The sequence below is a fragment of the Lysinibacillus sp. NPDC097162 genome, assembly GCF_044762185.1.
Classification (GTDB): Bacteria; Bacillota; Bacilli; order Bacillales_A; family Planococcaceae; genus Lysinibacillus.
The window spans coordinates 13,169-33,921 of sequence record NZ_JBIWDT010000009.1 but is presented as its reverse complement, the minus strand read 5'-3'; the positions used below and the strand labels follow the sequence as shown (position 1 = coordinate 33,921).

General features: G+C 37.7%; 12 protein-coding genes and 1 riboswitch. Of the genes, 8 read left to right on the top strand and 4 right to left on the bottom strand.

The features are described 5' to 3' along the window. Window positions 1–360 (top strand): YxeA family protein, encoded by a 360-nt coding sequence (locus tag ACIQXW_RS22510; RefSeq protein WP_402765709.1) that lies wholly within the window; start codon window positions 1–3, stop codon window positions 358–360. A gap of 42 nt (window positions 361–402) precedes the next feature. Here the strand turns inward: ACIQXW_RS22510 and ACIQXW_RS22505 are convergent, their stop codons facing one another. Then, window positions 403–1,794, bottom strand: coding sequence for a sensor histidine kinase (locus tag ACIQXW_RS22505; RefSeq protein ID WP_402765706.1), 1,392 nt, complete (start codon window positions 1,792–1,794; stop codon window positions 403–405). Then, window positions 1,791–2,513: a response regulator transcription factor gene (locus tag ACIQXW_RS22500; protein ID WP_401021995.1), complete on the bottom strand. Its 723-nt coding sequence runs from the start codon at window positions 2,511–2,513 to the stop codon at window positions 1,791–1,793. The genes ACIQXW_RS22505 and ACIQXW_RS22500 overlap by 4 nt, the downstream gene beginning before the upstream one ends. A gap of 539 nt (window positions 2,514–3,052) precedes the next feature. Here ACIQXW_RS22500 and ACIQXW_RS22495 point away from each other — a divergent pair. From ACIQXW_RS22495 to ACIQXW_RS22485, 3 genes are all read left to right on the top strand, one after another. After that, the gene (locus ACIQXW_RS22495) at window positions 3,053–4,396 is read left to right on the top strand and encodes an acetamidase/formamidase family protein (RefSeq protein ID WP_402765838.1); all 1,344 of its coding nucleotides are present in this window, start codon (window positions 3,053–3,055) and stop codon (window positions 4,394–4,396) included. 222 nt (window positions 4,397–4,618) lie between these two features. Then, window positions 4,619–5,173 carry an HPP family protein gene (locus tag ACIQXW_RS22490; protein WP_340821337.1) on the top strand — a complete coding sequence of 185 codons (555 nt, stop codon included), beginning with the start codon at window positions 4,619–4,621 and terminating at the stop codon, window positions 5,171–5,173. A gap of 448 nt (window positions 5,174–5,621) precedes the next feature. Next, entirely contained in the window at window positions 5,622–7,097 is a 1,476-nt protein-coding gene (locus tag ACIQXW_RS22485; protein ID WP_402765703.1) for a hypothetical protein, read from the top strand. Window positions 7,098–7,223: 126 nt separating this feature from the next. Here ACIQXW_RS22485 and ACIQXW_RS22480 read toward each other — a convergent pair whose 3' ends face one another. After that, on the bottom strand, window positions 7,224–8,408 hold the full coding sequence (locus ACIQXW_RS22480) for a CaiB/BaiF CoA transferase family protein (protein ID WP_402765701.1): 1,185 nt from the start codon (window positions 8,406–8,408) through the stop codon (window positions 7,224–7,226). Window positions 8,409–9,145: 737 nt separating this feature from the next. Here ACIQXW_RS22480 and ACIQXW_RS22475 point away from each other — a divergent pair. Beyond that, window positions 9,146–13,396 (top strand): S-layer homology domain-containing protein, encoded by a 4,251-nt coding sequence (locus tag ACIQXW_RS22475; RefSeq protein ID WP_402765698.1) that lies wholly within the window; start codon window positions 9,146–9,148, stop codon window positions 13,394–13,396. A gap of 110 nt (window positions 13,397–13,506) precedes the next feature. Here the strand turns inward: ACIQXW_RS22475 and ACIQXW_RS22470 are convergent, their stop codons facing one another. Continuing rightward, window positions 13,507–14,811: a hypothetical protein gene (locus ACIQXW_RS22470; protein ID WP_340821333.1), complete on the bottom strand. Its 1,305-nt coding sequence runs from the start codon at window positions 14,809–14,811 to the stop codon at window positions 13,507–13,509. A gap of 384 nt (window positions 14,812–15,195) precedes the next feature. On the opposite strand from ACIQXW_RS22470, the gene ACIQXW_RS22465 reads away from it, so the two are divergent. The 3 genes from ACIQXW_RS22465 (at window position 15,196) to thiC (ending at window position 20,621) form a co-directional block, all read left to right on the top strand. Beyond that, on the top strand, window positions 15,196–17,298 hold the full coding sequence (locus ACIQXW_RS22465; protein WP_402765695.1) for a methyl-accepting chemotaxis protein: 2,103 nt from the start codon (window positions 15,196–15,198) through the stop codon (window positions 17,296–17,298). Between the two features lie 303 nt (window positions 17,299–17,601). Then, window positions 17,602–18,531: an AEC family transporter gene (locus ACIQXW_RS22460; RefSeq protein WP_402765692.1), complete on the top strand. Its 930-nt coding sequence runs from the start codon at window positions 17,602–17,604 to the stop codon at window positions 18,529–18,531. Window positions 18,532–18,578: 47 nt separating this feature from the next. Further along, window positions 18,579–18,693, top strand: a riboswitch (TPP riboswitch). Window positions 18,694–18,842: 149 nt separating this feature from the next. Beyond that, window positions 18,843–20,621 (top strand): phosphomethylpyrimidine synthase ThiC, encoded by a 1,779-nt coding sequence (gene thiC / locus ACIQXW_RS22455; protein WP_402765689.1) that lies wholly within the window; start codon window positions 18,843–18,845, stop codon window positions 20,619–20,621. Window positions 20,622–20,753: the final 132 nt, after the last annotated feature.

Genomic DNA, 20,753 nt, shown 5'->3' with positions numbered 1-20,753 from the left:
ATGAAAAAGGTGTTTATAAGTATTGGAGCATTGTTTATATTGTTTGTAGCAGGTCTTGGCGTACTCATGACAGTAGATTTTAATCGTTTAAATAAAGACACTTACTATGTGCATATAACTGCCGATGGGGAAGTTGAGGAATACAAGGTAGATGATGGGCAAATTATCCAAACGTATTGGTATGAGCTACCGGCATTTAAAGAAAACGGTGAAGAAATGACGTTGAAATTTTCTGCTCAAAAAAATTTACGCCTAGATGCATATTTAAAGCTTTATGTGAAAAAAGAAAACGAAGTAACGTCTTATAATGAAATACAATTTGATGAAATGCCTGCAAAGGTACAAGCACAAATGAAATAAAAATATAAGAGGAGCAGTCCATAATAAATGGACCGCTCCTCTTTATTTTTCGCTCACTTTAAGCAATTGGATAGTGACAGTTGTTCCTTTTTGTTCTTCAGATGTGATGGATACCGTTCCTCCGTGAGCTTCAATAATATCTCGCGCAATAGCTGTACCAAGCCCAGTACCCTGCTTTTGCTCAGTATTTGTTCCGCGGTAGTAACGCTCAAAAATATGCGTAAGGTCTTCAGCGCTTATACCATGACCATTATCAGCTATTGTGATGGTGTTAGCATCTACTAATACGTGAACACATACGTCAGGAGGATTATGAAGTATTGCATTATATAAAAAGTTCACAACAGCACGGCGCATAAAATGCTCGTCAATTGAATGGACAATGACATCTGCAGTTGCATCAAAATCAATATTTGCTTGTTCATAAGGTGGCGTATTTAGTGTGTCGATGACAATTTCACGCATAAACTGGACGATATTCACCTCAGTTAAAGTCAGTGGAAGCTGCTGGTGTCTTAGTCGCATTGTTAAATTTAAATCATCGAGTAAATCTTGCATATGCAATGACTGCTTTTCAATAATTTGTGCGTATTCGGTTTGCTCATTTAGTGATAAGCCCCGCTCATTTAGTAACTCTGCATAACCACGAATGGAGGCAAGTGGCGTCTTCATATCGTGTGAAACGTTGCTAATCCACTCCTCACGCATCATCTCTAGTCGTTTGCGTTCTTGCTCGTGAGCGGCCAACTCGCTTGATACTTCACTTAAATTTTCAAAAACAGGTCGATAGAGACCCTTTGGTACTTTTATTGGCATGTGTTTATGATTTTTTAAATGCTGAATACGTTCTATCATTGCGTAAAGAGGCTTCGTTAATGTACGACCAAATAGCCAACCGACAAGTGTTGCGACTAGTAAATCCGCAATAACGATTAGCAATCCATACTTTCCGATAAGTTGTAGTATAGATGCGGCCGAAAGGTGAACTACTAACCTTGAAACGCCACTACCTTTAATGCCAATTAAATAGCTAATGTTATCTTTACTTCCTACATAAACCGTTGTACCAGCTTCGTATTCCTCATATTTGTAAACTTGAATTAAATCAATGGGTGCATAATGGGAAAGTGCGTTTTCAGGTGCGAAATAAGCATCGATAACTTGTCCATTTGCATCAAGCAATTGAATCCAAGCATTTCTTTGATGTAATTGTTGTAGCCCTTCCTTACGTACGGAAGATTGACCACTGTTTACTTCAATATACTGCTGAAATTCACGCACAAAGATTTCCTCTGTATCTGCAGTAGCATCATTAAATTTGTTGAATTGCTGATACACCATTAACCCAATAAAAATGGCAGTATTGACGAAAATTACAATGACTACAATAGACAATATGGATAGTAAAAAACGAGCAGTTAATCGCCATTTCATGTTTGTGGCTCTTTTGGCACGACCAATTTATAACCTAGCCCTTTGACCGTTGTAATATAAATAGGTTTAGATGGGTCATGTTCAATCTTTTCACGAAGACGACGAATATGCACCATGACCGTATTGTCTGAACCAAAAAAATCCTCACTCCAGACACGCTCGAATAATGTCTCCTTACTTAAAATACGGTTTGGATTATGCATAAAGCAAGCCATCAATCCAATCTCCTTAGCTGTTAACTCTAATAAAGTACCATCTTTATGTACTTCGGTTTCATCGCTATTGAGCACAAATGGTCCAACTTGTATCGTCTTCATTGTGGTAGTTGTAGGTGCTTCCTGTATTTGATAGCCAGCACGACGCAGATGCGCCTTTACACGATAGGCAACTTCTTTAGGGCTAAAAGGCTTGGTAATATAATCGTCTCCGCCAATGGCGAGCCCTAAAATTTTATCTATTTCCTCATCTTTAGCTGACAAGAAGAGAACTGGAATATGTGATACTTCACGAATACGTCGGCATAAATCATAGCCTTCACCGTCTGGAAGCATAACATCAAGTAGCACGATATCGGGTTTTATCTGTTGAAAGCTCGCCCAAGCTTTTTCAATAGAGTCTGATGTATGGATAAGCTTATAGCCCTCTTTTTGAAGACTAACTTTTAGCAAATTGGCTAAATCAGCTTCATCTTCTACGATTAAAATAGTTGGTTCTGTCAAAGTTCATACGCCCTTTCCTTTAAGGTTGGCAGTCATTTCTTATTTATCAGCCTTATTATAAATGAAAGTAATGGAAAAGACGAAGCACGATGAATGAGGAACAGCAATTCTGTATATTGAGTTATCTCTTGCAAACGTCGGTAGCGCCAAAAAGCCTGCACTCGATGGAGAAAATGAGCTAAAAAACATTTGCTCCGACAGTAAAGCTATGCATTGTGTAAAATTGGCAAGGTTTTACTCGAAATAGCAGGAACTAATGACCTCTATGTCGAAATTAATTTTATAAGCGGTGATGTGTAGCTTTCAATCGACATCGATTACCAAGTTGTTCGTAAATGAATGCAAAGCAAAATGAAGATAAGCTATAGAGATGGCTTCATTATGATGCGAAAATTTACACATATTTTAGATTTGTACATGAATAAATTATTAATAATGGCTCTCTGCTCATGAGTGGAGAGCTCTCTTTTACACTTGTGTAGATACATAAAATATTTTTTGGATTGGGAGAGTGGAAAAACATGATTACGGAATTACAAATGCATGAAAAAGCTAAACAACCAGAAAATGAAGAAAGTGTACAGCAGCTCGAAGCAGTGGAAACATTGTTTGTGAATGAGTTCATAGATGGTATTTTAGATCCTCAGCAAAAAATGCTTGGCCCTGTCAAAAATGGAGGCACAATTATCGCCAATACAACGCCTGGATGTTGGGGACCAATGCTAACGCCAACAATTCGTGGTGGACACGAAGTAACGAAGCCCGTTTTTGTAGAAGGTGCTGAAGTAGGTGATGCCATTGTTATTACAATCAAATCCATTCAGGTCACATCTCTCGCGACGGCATCTGGGCATGATGAGGCAATACCTGACCGCTTCATCGGAGATCCGTTCGTATCAGTAAAATGCCCTGGCTGTGGCAAACTACATCCGAGTACAGTGGTGACTGGTATAGGACCGCAAGCAATACGCTGTTCCACATGTGATACAGAAACCGCGCCTTTTAAAATGACAAATGGTTATACAATGGCACTAGACCAAAAAGGTAATATCGGTTTAACGGTTGGACGCGAAGGTGCTCGACGTATTGCGTTAGAAGCAAAAAATTATATGCGCACACCTGAAAATTCAGTGCAAAATCCGGTAGTAGCTTTGGCACCGAGCGATTTAATTGGTATAATGGCAAGAATGCGACCTTTTTTAGGTCAGCTTGGAACGACGCCTTCGAAGGCAATGCCAGATTCACATAATGCAGGTGATTTTGGTTCGTTTTTAATTGGAGCGCCACATGAATATGCATTTACCGAAGCTGAGCTAGACACACATCGTACAGATGGACATATGGATATTAGCCGTGTTCGCGAAGGTGCTACAATTATTTGTCCTGTAAAGGTACCTGGCGGTGGTGTGTATATTGGCGATATGCATGCGATGCAGGGAGACGGAGAAATTGCTGGGCATACAACAGATGTCGCAGGAATTGTACAACTGCAGGTAAGTGTTTTGAAAAAAGTAGCACTTGAAGGTCCTATTTTGTTACCAAATGAAGAGGATCTGCCATATACAGCAAAACCTTTTTCTAAGGAAGAAAAACGCCGAGCTCGCGAACTAGCAGAGGAATTTGGTGTGAAACAAGTAGAAGAGGCGTTCCCTGTGTCTGTAGTAGGTACAGGTACAACATTAAATGAGGCGACTGATAATGCAATTAGTCGAGCAGCAAAACTATTTGAGATGAGTGAGCCAGAAGTAATGAATCGCGCAACAATTACAGGATCCATTGAAATCGGCCGCCATCCTGGTGTCGTTACTGCAACTTTCCAAGTTCCAAAGACTGTGCTAAAAAAAGCACGAATTTATAAACCTATTAAAAAGCAGTACGATTAAAATTTAGTATATATCTACAAATCAAGAAAACAAGGCACGAGCCAGTGTAATGAAAGAGTACATTGGTCTCGTGCTTTGATGTTGTAACTTCTCATCATTGTAAAAATATAAAGTAAAATTGAATTCTCGTTGTTAGCTGATATAATAGTAAAAGCTTCTAAATCTCTCTATATATAATTACGTTTGATATAATTTTAACTTTTGATTACAAGGATGGTGAATATGGCAGATTTCATACGTTTGCAAGAAAAAGAAGCAAAAAATCATCGACTAAAAGCATATATAGCTAAGATGAGTGGAGGGGGACATGCTCCTTCAAGAACTAATTTTGCCGATGCAATAACAGGTGCAGTTGGTGGCTTACTTTGTATCTTTGTATTGCTTTGTTTAACAAACTATACAGGGGCACCTTGGTTAATGGCATCACTTGGGGGTAGTTGTGTACTCGTATTTGTTGTATGGAATGCGCCATTGTCGCAACCCCGTAATATTATCGGAGGACATTTGATTTCAGCCTTTATCGGTTTGCTAATGTATTCATTATTAGGATCAAGCGTCTTTTCAATCAGCCTTGGTGTCGGTTTAACGATTTTTTTCATGGCGCTTTTTGGTGTGATCCATCCACCAGCGGGAGCGAATCCGATTATCATTATTTTAGGCGGCTATAGCTGGGGCTATTTATTAATGCCGGTATTGATTGGTGCAGTGATTATTGTCATCTTTGGATTACTAATAAATAATTTACGACAGACTAGAAAATACCCACAATTTTGGTGAGCCGTTAAAAAAATAAAATTTTGCACAATTTCGTGTAACTATTTAGTTTTTGGTCCGTCTACTGTATTGGTAATGTTAGCTGTTCTTGAGAACAGTGGATACTTAAGTATGTAAATGAGTATGACGCTGACATAGATTAACGTCGGGCAAAGAGCCATCTGAGACAATGCACTGGGCTACCAACTTAAGGGCAACTATCAGATGAGCTCGTTTGTTTTTGTTTAAAATTTAACGAGCTTCGTGAAAATTTCAATGTTGCTCTAAGTAGAGCTAAAGTGTTTTGGATGAACACTTTAGCTCTTTTATTTGTGCATATTCGGAAATTTTTAGCATATGTTGGATAGGATTTGTTATATTGGAGAAAGAGTGTTGAAATATTTGAGAAACATATTTTTGCATGATAGGGGAAGATCTTTGTTGCGTGAAATTGATAGGGGGCTCTGGTTGTATGCTGCTGGACTGTGATGAGCAATTATTCATAACATATAGACAAAGTGGTGAAAATGGCGCTGAAAAATTACTTTCAAAATGGGCGGAGGCCGAGGTCAATCCACAAGTTGATCCCAAAATATTAGGTACGGCATTATCACCGCATTTATTTTTAGTAAATAAAGAGGCGGCGATGAACATTGCCTTTTCGACAGCTCGAAAATATTGGGGACGTGTATCTACGGAGTTGCAACTATTTTTCAACAAGCATGGCCTAGATACAAAATATGTGAATGACCGACTTAATGCTTTTTTTTATACCCAAAAAGGGAAGCAAGCTTTTTTTGAGCAGCTTTTTGCCCAGCATACAATGGATTTGGAGCGGTTAGTTTGGCTTGTGTTCGGAAAGCGATGGCAGGTCGAGTTACCTGAAAATGATTTACAAACTATATATTTATATAAATTTGAAGATGACTATTTTGTGCATATGATTTATGAAGAAGAGGCTTTGTTTTGGCACTGGCTTTTTATGAAAAAAGTTTATTCACTGCTTATCCACAAACCTTTAGAACAATTCACATTTATCCATGAAATAATGGGTCATTTTGAACAATCGTCAACAATTACTTATGCACATGTGGATAACTTTGTGCATAATTACAGAAAAACTCTGGATAAGTGTATAACTTATGTGGATAAATGCAATTTGTCTTGTTTAGCGAAAAAACAGCTTCGTCTATATCAAATTGTCACACACTACCGTTTGTCAGAGGGTCAGTATCAATGCATTAAAGAATTGATTACTTCCTTTGAGGCTGATTGGCGTTACTCTATGTATGCCTTAACCGAGAAAGAAAAGGTTTTGATTGCATATATTTTATTGCATATAGCTCATCAAGAACGCGATTATGAAAATGTACTTCATTATGGTGAATATTTATTGGAAGATGAACGACTTAATAATTATGCCATAGAGATTTTGTTGGAGTACAAGGACTTACTCCCAAATCGAAAACCAACACCGCCTGCAATAATAAAAAATTATAATTTGAATTATTTAGAAAATCTGTATGCAGTATTACTAGATACTTATGTCAGATTGGAACGTTACCAAGAGGGTTTAGTGCTCTTAAAGGAACATGGCCTTGCATCCAATAAAAAAATAAATGCCGCATTAGTACAGCAAAACTACAGTAATGAGCAATTAATTGCCATTGAGGCATCGATGCAGCAAGATATAGCGCTTCAAGTAAACAATTCGTTACAGCATATTGGTCTGTCAGTGGAAGAATGGCGCCAACATTATCGCCAGCCGGATGCTCCTTATTTTTTAGTAGCACAGAGCGCTTCCATGCATATGATCAATATTTTAAAAATCCTATTTGTCACTGAGCAGTATGAGCTATTTGAGAAATTAATAGAGGTCTATAAAAAATATTTACTCATTGAAGACCACTTCGAAAAATTACGAGTATTTATTAGTGCGTATGTATAACAGATAAAAAGAGTGTCCCATGAAGTCAAAAAATGACTTCATGGGACACTCTTGCTTTAAAAATAAATATTGATGACTATTACTGTTGATTTCAGAATTGTTTGAGTGCCTGGCACCTGCTCTTTATTATTCTAAAACCCCTTTTTCTTGAAATGCAATGATTTGTTCCGAACTATAGCCAAGTGCTGACAATACTTCTTCGTTATGCTCGCCTAGCTTTGCGCCAACATGCTTGTACGTTGGATTGGCTCCATCAAATTTAAAGGCAGATGCAATTTGTTTTTGCGTTGTACCATCATTTTTCGGAATCTCCACAATCATCCCACGAGCTTGTAATTGCGGATGCTCGCACGCTTCTGGAAAAGTTAACACCGGTTCGACACAACCTTCGAAATTTTCGTTAAAGACTTCGAGCCATTCGTTGTAGGTTTTCGATAAAAAGGCATCATGCACTGCCTCTTTAAATCGAATTTGAGTATAGTATGAATCATTGAATGTATTATCAATAAGTTCTGGAATATCAAGGGCTTCACATAGTAGCCGACGAAACTGTGGCTCTAGACTGCCTACTGAGAAAAATCGCCCATCCTTCGTTTTATAAAAATCATAGTAGCTACCACCGTTTAAAATTTCTTGTTCAGGCTGAGGCACACGGCCACCGCCAATATAGGCAGAGCCATACATTGCATTAAGTGAGAAAACGGCATCGGTCATGCTAATATCGACATACTGACCTTCTCCTGTTTTTTCTCGGTGTAGTGCTGCAGCAAGTACCCCTATAGCAGCGTGCATCGTACCACCAGCAATATCTGCAAGCTGAACCCCCATGGAGACAGGTTTTTTGTCTTTATGACGAGAATAGTCGAGAACACCAGCTAGTGCCAGATAATTATTATCATGTCCGGGTCGGTTGCTATATGGTCCAGTTTGGCCATAGCCTGTAATAGCACAATATATCAGTTTTGGATTTACTTCTTTTAGCTCTTCGTAGCCAATACCGAGTCGTTGCATGACCCCTGGTCGAAAACCTTCAATAATTACGTCGTACTCTTGTATAAGTGACTTTACAATTTCTACTGCCTCTGGCGATTTCAAATTTAATGTAAGTGACTTTTTGGAACGATTCAAGTGCTGATGAATATATGCCTCATGATCTTCATCATAGGGAGGCATAATCCGCGTTAAATCTACGCGTTTGGAGGATTCCACATGGATGACCTCCGCACCTAGGTCGGCAAAAATCATCGTTGCCATAGGCCCTGGTAGTAATGCAGAAAAATCGAGAATTTTTAACCCCTTTAAAATACCCAAATCTTCCAACCCCTTTTTGTGTAGGCTACAATGCAGTCTTTTAAGAAGCATTAGTAGCGCTTTTCTCATTATCCCCATAGTGCGAAAAGCGTGTTTTATAAAATTCTGTATTAATACAGAATGTGTTTATTTTATTCAGTATTATAACAGAAGATACATTGGATTGCCTATGTTATTTTTTATTATAAATTAATTTATCAGAAAATTATATGTCACAATAACAATAAAAGTAAAAATATTTAGAAATTAGATGGGTATTAATGGTGAAAATAGCGATAGAAGTGTGTGTATCGCCGATAACCTCGAGGAAATCGCCGATAAAATTACGTAATCGCCTGCATGAGCCCATAAATCGCCGATAGAACTTTCGTAAATTAAAAAATCTAATCATAAATATGTTTACCTTTTAAGATTATGGGTATTTGAATAATAGAACGATACTTTGGGCAAGCTATTGATATAAATAATACGTAAACTCGGGACACATCTCTCGATCAACTTGGCAAGACTTAAGGTTATCCCCCTTTCCCTTATGACAGAACAAGTATGATATGATGTATGCCTATATTTTGGGAAAGTCAAGAAAGCACCGATGCTTCTTGGCTTTTTTATTTTGTATCTGACTTTCTTCCATTATTTTAGAAATACTATGAAGGTTCACTATCTACCTGTCGATATAAAGGGTATGATGAAAATGATATTTTTACGTATTAATTATATGTGAAAGGAAGAGTGAGATGGATAAAACAAAAATCCAAAAAGTGAACAAAGCACTTATTGCAACTGTTTTAGCTACTAGCGGGATTGCTGTTGTCGTACCACCACCACAAAAAGTAGCAGCAGCTACTTCACCATTTGTAGATATTAATCAATATTCAAGTCACTATGACAATATTTTAAAATTATACTCTCAAGGTGCAATTAGTGGGTTTGCAGATAAAACGTTTCGACCAAATCAAAATGTAACGCGTGGTCAAGCAGCAAAAATGCTGGCAACGGTTTTAAAGCTAGATTTAAAAAATGTACAAGATCCATATTTCAAAGACGTTCCAAAGAGCAATGAATATTATAAGTATGTAGCAGCATTGCAAAATGCAGGGATTATGTCTGGTTATTCAAGTGGTTCATTCATGCCAAATGAAGTTATTACGCGAGGACAGTTAGCCAAAATTTTAGTGCTTGGCTTTAAATTCGAAGTAGCATCGAATTTTAATCATAGCTTCCAAGATGTAAATAGCCAAACGAGTAATGCCTACTATATTCAAACTTTAGTAGATTTACAAATTACAGAAGGAACAACACCTGTCACATTCTCTCCATTCAATGCGGTAACACGAGGACAAATTGCTTCCTTTATAGTTCGTTCACAAGAGAAAAAAAGCAATGCATCAACTTATAAAATTACTGGTGTTGAAGATGATATTGTTTACATAAATGCTGAACCGTATACAGTACCAGACAGCCTTTCACATATTTTCAATGAATATAATGCAGATGTACTAAAAGGTGCATTTATTGAGGGAGACCTCTCAGGAAAAACACTTTATTCTGTCGCAAAGTTAACGTTGAATGCAAGTGGTACGAGTTCACGATTTTTACAGTTTGATGGAGACTATAAGTCCTTTGGTGGCACAATCGTTGTAAATGGGAATTATATTGAATTTGCTAATGTAACATTAACGGGCACAATGTTAGTCAACGAAACGGTACGCCCACCGTTACATTTAGATGTTTCTTACTATAAGCCTCTAGCACTTGGCCGTGTAGCTAGCAATAATTTTTCATTTATCAACTGGTCTAATCCAGATAAGCAAGAAGGAGAAAGCTCATCAAATAGTAACTCATCGAGCGATCTTCAAAACTGGACGGATTCAAATCAAAATCCAGATAAAAACAAACCTTTTGAAAACTGGTCAAAAGATCAAGTAACGATGAAAAATGTTGAAAAGCATATTGAATTTTACAATAGTACTGTATCACGACTAGTTGTGTCTCAAAGTGGTACAAAAATTGAAACAAATAAAAAGCTGCCTCGTGTAGATATTATCGGAAATGTACGTGAATTTGAGATTCAAGGCAATATCGGTACGCTGAATTTAGATACAGAAACAAAGCTAACGATATATGGAACGAGCAATATCGACTGGATTAATTACAATAGCTATACCGATTTAGAACTTTATATAGATGGTCGTGTAGGTACGCTTTATGTAGATAATGCATATGGCTGGATTGATATTGGTGACTACACATATATCGACAAAGTGATCCTTCCAAAAGACGAAGGACCAAATAATATTTTCGATGATTTCTTAGATGATAAAGATAACATAGGAAATATTACAGACCCAGATGGTAAACCAATCGATAAAGATGATATTGACAATCAAAAGCCAGCAGATAAAACAAAGCCGTTAATCGATATTACAAATGTAAGCGTATTGAATGGTAGTGATGTTCAAGTAGACTTTACATCAGATAAAGTGGGAACGTATTACTATATCGTTCGTGAAAAAAATGCGGAAGCACCAACAAAACGAGAGATGGTCAATCGTATATCTACTGATAATGTAGCAAGTGGCACGGCATCAGCCGTCAATGGCAAAAACACGTTTAAAGTAACTAATTTAGGCGAGAAAAAAGAATATGTTGTCTATGTAATGGTAGTAGACGGAGCGAAAAATACGTCGGATATTAAATCGCAATCATTCCAAATGAAAGATTCATCACCACCAGTCGTAAAATCGCTAGCAGTAAACCCTCTACATGGTGGGACACGTGCAGAATTTACATTTACAGCGAGTGAACCTGGAGAATACTACTACTATGTGCGTAAAAAAACAACTGCCGCAGATCCAACAACAGCAGATATTGTTGCTAAACCAACAGGTAAGGGGAAGGCTGTTGCTGGTAAATTGAAAGTTGACGGATTACTGACGGGTTTAGACCCTGAAGAATCGTATCAACTTTATGTAGTAATGAAAGATGAGTCAGGCAATTATTCAGTTGACCCAATTCCAAAAGAGGCGATTAAAGAGTTCAAAACAGGCGCTTTAGATAATATTCCTCCATACATTGTTGGCGGAGAACTCGTTTTACAAGATGAAATTAAAAATGAATTTTATGTAACAGTAAGTGAAGAGCTAGATCTAACTTCTGCTGAGAAAGTGGAAAACTATGAACTGACAGGGACAGGTATTGTTAACCAAGGTTTACAAAAACCGATTCGCCCTGAAAAAGTAGTATACAATAAAGCTCAAAAAAGATTAACTTTCACAATTCCTTCTTTAACAGGTTTTGTTAATGGAGATAACTTGGTCGTAACGATTTCTCCAAACGTAAAAGATTTAGCTGATAATGAATTTGAGAATATTAACAATGCACCAGTGAATAGCGTTCCGCGTAATACAGCAGAGTATATTCATAGAGATGGTGAGTGGCCATATTTAACGATTATCGGTGAACCTGCTATTAACAATGCTAAAGATCAGACACTTGTCGAATTCAATGCAACAAAAGCAGGAACATATCATTATTTAATTATGGAATCAGATTTAAATTTAACACGTGATGATCGTTTACGATTAATCGAAGCTGTGCAATTAAATTCAAAAGAATTTAATGTAGGAGGCACGAATATACCGATTATCGGTAGTGGCGGTAATAAGCCAGCACAGTTAGGAAAACAAAAGGTGACAATTCCGCTACCTAATACGATTCCACCTTTAGATCCATTTAAGAGCTATTCAATTTATATGGTATTGCGAGATCGTTCAGGGAATGTCTCGGATATTCAAACAAAACATGTTATTGATGACCGTACACCACCAGTTATCGACAATACGTCAATTAAAATATTAGAAGGGGATCGAAAAGCAACCTTCAAATTTATGTCAGACGAGGACGGTTCGTATTACTACGTTCTTCGAAATGTAGGCGACTCAACACCTGGACCAACAACTCCTGAAGAAGTGATGGCTAAAGGAATTACGAGCAGCATGCGTAAAGATACAAATGAGATTTCTTTAACGCTTGCGCCACATCAACAGTATGAGCTATATGTTGCTGTAAAGGATCGATATAATAACGTAACGATGCTACAAAAAGGGACAGAATCAAAAGTTTATACATTTGATGAGAAGCAAAATAAAACGATAGCCTTACCTAATGGTGGGGATGGTAATGGTGTGATGAAATACACATTCTTTGCAGATGGAACACCGCCAAAAGTTCAAGATCCAATCTTTAAACGACTTGATGGTAAAACATTTGAAGTGACATTTTCAGAGGCTATCGATACAGGATTTGACTTTACATTAGTTGAGCCAGGTACTACAACAGCTATTACACCAACCTACACATCAAGCTGGCTTGATATTACAGGCACAAGGGATTGGGAATCTCGTAAGCTAATTATTAAGTTTGCTAATGAAGTAAAACAAAGCTTTGATATCAGCGTAAATGCTACCGCAAAAGATAAAGGCGGCTGGACATTTAGTAAAGATAGAGCAGAGTACAAATATCCAACAAAAGAAAATACAATTACTTCTGCGACATTATTACCAGATACGCAATTCCCAAGCAATTTGAATATTTCTAAGAAGGTTCAGGTTGTTGCGAATCTGAATGCTGATATTACATGGGATCAGCACTATTACTATGCAGTACTGAACGACGGATATGATTTATCACTTAATAATATTGAAAGTATTATTGCTAATGCAGATAGTAATAACTTTACGTATATTCCTGGTGGAGCGATTGTTTCTTACGGTAAAGGTAAGATTACAGCACCTGCAGATGCAAGTTCTGCGAAGACCTTTACAGCGATCCAAACAGGTAGTGATCCAACTTCAACAAATATATTCCAAAAAGATCAACGAATTTATCTGTTCACGAAAGATAAGTATGGAAATATTGTGTATGCAAAAGCTTCAACAGATCCAGCAGCTTTAAATTATGTATTAATTCAGCCTAGAACACAATAAATCAAAATTAGAAAGACACTAGCTATTTATAATGGCTAGTGTCTTTTTATGTGGACAAAAGAAAAAATCCCACACCTATTAATGACTGGAATCAAGGAGTGGGAATTTATTCAATTTCTAACAATTTGGAATGTACCAGATGTTTGCGTTTCAATGATGTATTGATTGCCATTGACTGTATAGGACACAGGCTCGTGGTCTCCAAAATCATTGATTTGAACGATGGAAGCATTCTCAGGTAAATTTTCTAAAATGATTTCGATATTTGCTTCGAATTTAGCAGGCATCTTATTTAATACCGCTTGGAACGTAATGCGATTTAAATTTCTTGTAAGCTGAATGTCCATTACGCCAAAATCTTCATTAACGAGCGTATTCAATGGTGGAATGATAACAACCATATTTGCCTTTGTTGTTAATACAAAGCGTTCATTGTCATTTTCAGAATCAGCAACATTGATTTTTGCTTTATATGTGTTTCGACTTTTCGACATGAGCGTATTTTTTCCTGGTACTGCGGCAGAGTCGGATAATTCCGGTGTTTTGATCGTATTGCCCTTAGCTGGTAGTTTATATTTTCCTTTTACATAGTCTACTAATATCCACACATTTGGCACAAGCTGTTGTTGTACAGGCGTTAATGCTTCGAAGGCAGTTTTTACTGCTTGTACATCGTGCGTTGTAGATGTTTTCGGCGATAAAGCTGCAATGGCATTTTCGACTTCTTTTGCAGCGGCCTTATCCATCGTAACGACGTGTTCAGCATCTAGTAAAAGCTGTTCAATACCTGTAGGCAAATAAACGTTTGAGAATTTTCTTAATGCATTATACTCTGCTCGTGCTTCAGCCACATCTTTATGGAAGCTAAGACGAGAGGCGTTTAATAGTTGAATTTTATTTACAACTTTATCGATAGAAGTATTTGGTGTAATCGACGACGTCAATATTTTTTGTGTTTCGGCGCTGACAAAAGTTTTTTGCGCAGCATTCAATGTGTTGTACCAATCTCTCGTTTCAATAACGTTTTGATAATAGTTAACAGAAGTAGAATCGACTGAAGCCAATTTTTCTTCAATTTGAGCAGCTAGTCTACGATAATTCACTCTTGTTTGTTGGTGATTTGATAGAGTCGAGTAATTTGTAACATATTGTTTTTCAGTTTCTGACAATGCATTGTAGGCTTTGATGGCAGCCTCTAAGTAAGCCTGAAACGCAAATGATGTATCATTAATATTTGAAATAAGCTGTATAACATTCTGCACGTTGGAATTATAGTAGTAATAATTATTATATATGTATGCCGTCTTTGCATGTGTCGAGGTATCGGCAGCTGATGCAGACGTTATAGGTGTTGAATAAATAAGTGATGGAACGGCTACTAGAGCAAGCAAGGCTAGGCTTTTTTTATGTTTCATACGGGCAAACCTCCTATTTTAATAATACTAATTTTATCATAGCTTAAGGATTTTTTATGCATATTTTAGGTTAATAGGTAAAAAGGTCAGTCGTTTTTTATAGTATAATATATCATTACTACCACTAGAAGCGCTTCCGAAATTTCTACAGTGATAAAGAGAGCGGGAATTTTAGTTAGAAAGTTATTTCTAATGCCTATAGTTGTTTAACTCACATATATATTACAAATTTTAGTAAAAATGGGTGTTGGTATCAATTTGTTGTCTAAAAATCAGGCATTTTTATTAGAAAATTTTATTTGACTTGGTAAAATTAGATTATTTATTGTTGTGATACATAGGTCCATACATTATGATTATTTTATAAAAATGGAGGTGTTTGTAATGAAAAAACCAAAAAGTATTGCTTTAAAACTATCTTCTTTAATTTTAGGATTATTTTTAGTGTTATTTATCGCTTATACATTGGTAACAAGTGTTATTCTACATAATCAGAGTGTCAATGATTCAGAAAACGCAACGCTTCAAAACGCGGAATTATCTGCTGCGAAGATGAGCGAACGGTTTAAGAAAGCCAATGATACATTACAAACGACAAAACGTATTGTTGAAGCAATGCAAAAAAATGACGAGCTTTCAACAGAAAGTGTAATGGATATACTGGAAACTAATTTAATGAAAAATGAGGATTTACTTGGTGTAGGTGCCGTCCTTGAAAATGGCGCTATAAAAGTTGGCCCAACTATCGACACTGCATTAATAGATCAAAATAATCGCTTCATACCTTATTTAACTAAAGATGGAAATAAGACTTCTACTAATGCTATAGAGGGAATTGACAAAACGGATGCGGCTGATTGGTATCGTATACCAACAGAAGAAGGTCGTGCTGTGCTAACAGAGCCGTACGATTATAGCGTGAGTGGTAAAACGATATCGATGACGACAATTGCAGTACCGCTAGTTAATGCCTCAGGTAAAAATTTTGGCGTATTAACAGCAGATTTATCTGTTGATTTTTTAAAGGGATTAGCTGAATCCATTACTCCTGATGGTGGTTATGCAGGAATTATTACAAATCAAGGTATGTTAACAGTAAATAGTATTAACGAAAAGCTAGACGGGACGAATATGCAGGATGCTATTGATTGGACAAGTGTTAAACAATCCATGGACAATGGGGTGCTAGATAGTCTGTATGTTGACTCTAAGCAGCTTGGAGAAGAATCATTCAATGCTTTTGCTCCAATGATGTTAGAAAACATTGACGAAGTATGGTCAGTGCAGTTAGTTTTACCTAAATCTAAAATATTAGAAACGTATAATAAAGTTCTCATCTTTACGATTGTAGCTGCAATCATTATGGTAGTTTTAATGGCTGCTGCCAGTGCGATGTTTATCTTTAAACAGTTAAAGCCTTTGAAAGTTTTACGTGCATCCATTGAAACGGCGGCTGAAGGCGATTTAACTAAAAAAATAGATGAAAAATTTATAAAATCAGATGAAATTGGTGCTGTTGCAGTAGCCTATAACAATATGCTGGACAAAACGAATGATGCCATCCATACGGTATTAAATTCTTCAACATTACTTAATCAATCATCAGATGATGTCAATGAAGCATTTAATGAAATTGTCGCATCAAATCAAGAAGTATCTGTAGCTATCAATGAAATTGCGCAAGGTGCTTCGAAACAATCAGAGGATACGGAGGAAACAAATTATCGAATGATTGATTTGTCCGATCAAATTGACGCCATTACAATGCTTTCCAAACAAATGGATGAGCTGTCAATGAAAACAAAAGCTTCTACAGAGCAGGGCATGAAAGAAGTTGAAAGCTTACGTGATCGAAATGCTGAAACAAATGAAATGAATGTACGCATTCAAAGTCAGATGGAATCTTTATCTAGCAACATCAGAAACATCAACCAAATTATTGTATCCATTCAAGGAGTAACGGAGCAAACCAACCTACTAGCGTTAAATGCAAGTATTGAGGCTGCTCGTGCAGGAGAGCATGGAAAAGGCTTTGCAGTAGTAGCGGAAGAAGTTCGTAAACTAGCGGAACAGTCTAAAAACGAAACAGAAGTGATTAAGAAAACGGTAACTAGCATTCTAGAAGACGCGAAGCAAACGGTGTCCGTTATTGCTTCTAATGCTGATTTGATGCAAGCTCAAAATGAATCAGTGCAAAATACAGAGCTTGCTTTTAAAGATAATAATGAGCTTTCTCATTCTATTGCAACGGCAATTAATGACCTCTTGTCAAATCTTTCCCAAATGTTAGAGCAAAAAGATCAGGCAGTTACAGCGATTCAAAGTATTTCTGCCGTTTCAGAGGAAACTGCAGCTTCTGCTGAACAAGTAAGTGCATCTGCTGTGGATCAACAGGCAGAAATGCAAAAGGTTGCAGAATCAATTAACAATATGAACCAAATCTCTAAAGAGCTACAAGAAGTCGTGAATCGATTTAAACTTGCATAATTAAGCTATTGAATTTTCTACAAAGCAAAGTGAATATCCCGAGGTAATCGCCAGTAAACCTTCCGAAATCGCCGATAAACCCTCGGAAATCGCCGATAAACGTGGAGGAATCGCCGATACACCCTCGGAAACCGCCGATAACCTTTGAGAAACCGCCGGTAAAACTTCTTGATGCTTTTGTAGACACGTTGAGACTGTCCTTTTCCAAGGACAGTCTCTTTTTATGTAAACGGTAGAGCTGAGAGGGCATTGACCCAGTTTGGGAACAGTTTTACTATAGAAAGATGAAAGGGGGGCGCCTCCATGATGTATCTCGGTATGATTTTCTTTAAAATTGTTGCGCCTATTTTAGTGTTACTTGTACTTGGGGCGTTTTTACAGAGGAAATTTCAATTTAATTTAAAAGCGCTATCCCAGCTTATTACATATTGTTTTATGCCAGCAGCGGTATTTGTAAATTTATATGAAACGAGCGTGGAACTATCGGTGCTCGGTGAAGTGGCATTATTTATTGTGCTCTTTATTGGGAGTCAAATGGTGCTTAGTCATTTTATAGCGAAGGGGCTAGGTTTAAAGAAAACAGAGGCAGCGGTATTTAAAAATAGTGTTGTACTCATTAACTCTGGTAACTATGGCATTCCGGTGGCACAAATGATTTTTGTGACACAACCAATTGGGGTGGCCATTCAAGTTATTCTCGTTATTTTTCAAAATGTAACGACCTATACATATGGATTATATAATTTAATTTCTTCAACTAAATCAGGTATGGCCATTGTGAAGGACTTCCTGAAAATGCCGATTATTCATGCGCTCATTATCGGTGTGGCAATGAATTTCTTTAATATTGGCATTCCCCAATTTATCCGTATTCCAATTGACCACGTTGCTGATGGGTTTATCGCTGTTGCTCTTATTACGCTCGGTGCGCAACTATCTCAGCTTGAAATTAAATCAATGTTCAATAGAACTGTGTTTGTCAGCTGTTTTACACGACTTGTAGTAGGTCCAGCTGTTGCATTGCTTATCATTTTTGCCCTCAGCTTAGATGGCGTTGTGGCCCAATCGCTCTTTATTGCGAGTGCATTTCCAACTTCACGTAATAGCTCGAGTCTAGCTCTAGAATATGATTTAGGGTCAGAAACCGCTGCACAAACGGTGCTTTTTTCAACAATTGTAAGCTGTATTACTGTGACAATCGTAATTTATATGGCAGAAATACTATTTACTTAATGGCTTCCATCTATTAGGAATATCTGTTACACTAGCATCAAACTGAATAGCTTAACTAGGGGAGTCCGATGAGTCGGGCTGAGAGGGAAACGCATTGAGGTTTCTTGACCCTTTGGACCTGATCTGGCTCATACCAGCGTGGGAAAGTTAATGAACTTCGCACTCCTTGAACTTTGCGATAAATGTAACCTTACATGTACAGCCGGATCCAATATTTTTTTGGATTCGGCTTTTTATTTGTAATGCTACTTGTTGGAGTGGGCTAGATTCGGTCCTTTTAATAATTTACGTAAAAGGGAGCGGAATAGTAAATGACAACAGTTAGCGAAAAAAACATGAACATTATGACAAGCTTTGACGGAAGTAAAAAAGTATATGTAGAAGGATCACGTCCAGATATATTAGTGCCAATGCGTGAAATTAAGCTAAGCCCCACAACGGGTAGCTTTGGTGAAGAGAATAACGCACCTATACGAGTTTATGATACGAGTGGCCCTTATACAGATCCAACTTACAAAGTCGATATTACAAAAGGTTTACCAGCTTTGCGTCGTGAGTGGATTAAAGAACGGAGCGATGTAGAGGAATACGAGGGACGTACCATTAAGCCCGAGGATAATGGATTCCGCAACGCGGATGACCCGCGCATAAAGGAAAATGTTTTTCCAAAGCTTTCTCGCAAACCTTTACGTGCGAAAAAAGGCTGTAATGTGACACAGCTTCATTATGCAAGACAAGGAATTATTACGCCAGAAATGGAATTTGTAGCGATTCGCGAAAATTTAAAACCAGAATTTGTACGTGCAGAAATTGCGGCAGGGCGTGCTATAATGCCATCTAATATAAATCATCCTGAGGCGGAACCGATGATTATCGGCCGTAACTTCCACGTGAAAATTAACGCCAATATTGGAAATTCAGCTGTTACTTCATCCATCGCTGAGGAAGTTGAAAAAATGACATGGGCAACACGATGGGGTGCTGATAATATTATGGATTTATCTACTGGTAAGCACATTCATACAACTCGCGAATGGATTATCCGTAATGCTGCTGTGCCTGTTGGAACAGTGCCAATTTATCAGGCGCTTGAAAAGGTAAATGGCGTTGCTGAGGATTTAACGTGGGAGGTGTATCGTGACACGCTAATCGAGCAAGCTGAACAAGGGGTTGATTACTTCACGATTCACGCAGGTGTATTGCTGCGCTATGTACCGCTTACAGCTAATCGTGTAACGGGTATTGTTTCGCGTGGAGGTTCAATTATGGCACAGTGGTGTCTATTCCATCATCAAGAAAATTTCTTATATACTCATTTTGAAGAAATTTGCGAAATTATGAAAACGTATGATGTTGCCTTTTCGTTAGGGGATGGATTACGACCTGGCTCAATTGCAGATGCCAATGACGAGGCGCAGTTCGCAGAGCTTGAAACGCTAGGGGAGTTAACGCAAATTGCTTGGAAGCACGATGTACAAGTGATGGTAGAGGGACCTGGGCACGTGCCAATGCATCTTATTAAGGAAAATATGGACAAGCAATTAGAAGTTTGTAAAGAAGCGCCATTTTATACATTGGGTCCTCTAACGACGGATATTGCTCCTGGCTATGATCACATTACATCAGCAATTGGGGCTGCAATGATTGGCTGGTTTGGAACAGCGATGCTGTGCTATGTAACACCGAAGGAGCATTTAGGGTTACCAAATCGAGAAGATGTTCGTGTAGGTGTTATCACATATAAAATTGCGGCACATGCAGCGGATTTAGCTAAAGGTCATCCTGGTGCACAGCAGCGAGATGACGCTCTTTCAAAGGCTCGCTTTGAGTTTCGTTGGCGCGATCAATTTAATTTATCGTTAGATCCAGAGCGAGCTGTAGAATATCACGATGAGACTTTACCAGCAGAAGGAGCAAAAACGGCACATTTTTGCTCGATGTGTGGTCCTAAGTTTTGCAGTATGAGAATTTCTCAAGATATTCGGAACTATGCTAAAGAAAAAGATTTAAATACGACAGAAGCAATCCATCAAGGGATGCAGGAAAAGGCAAAAGAGTTCAAAGATACTGGTAGCAGACTGTATCAATGATAAAGAACAGAGGCGTTAAAGTTTTCACTTTAGTAATAAATAAAATGGAACAAGAGCGCAATAGTTAATGGTAGTGGATGCGGTCCTGCACAGAACATAAAACGCAATGAACCACTCACAAGCGAGTTGTAG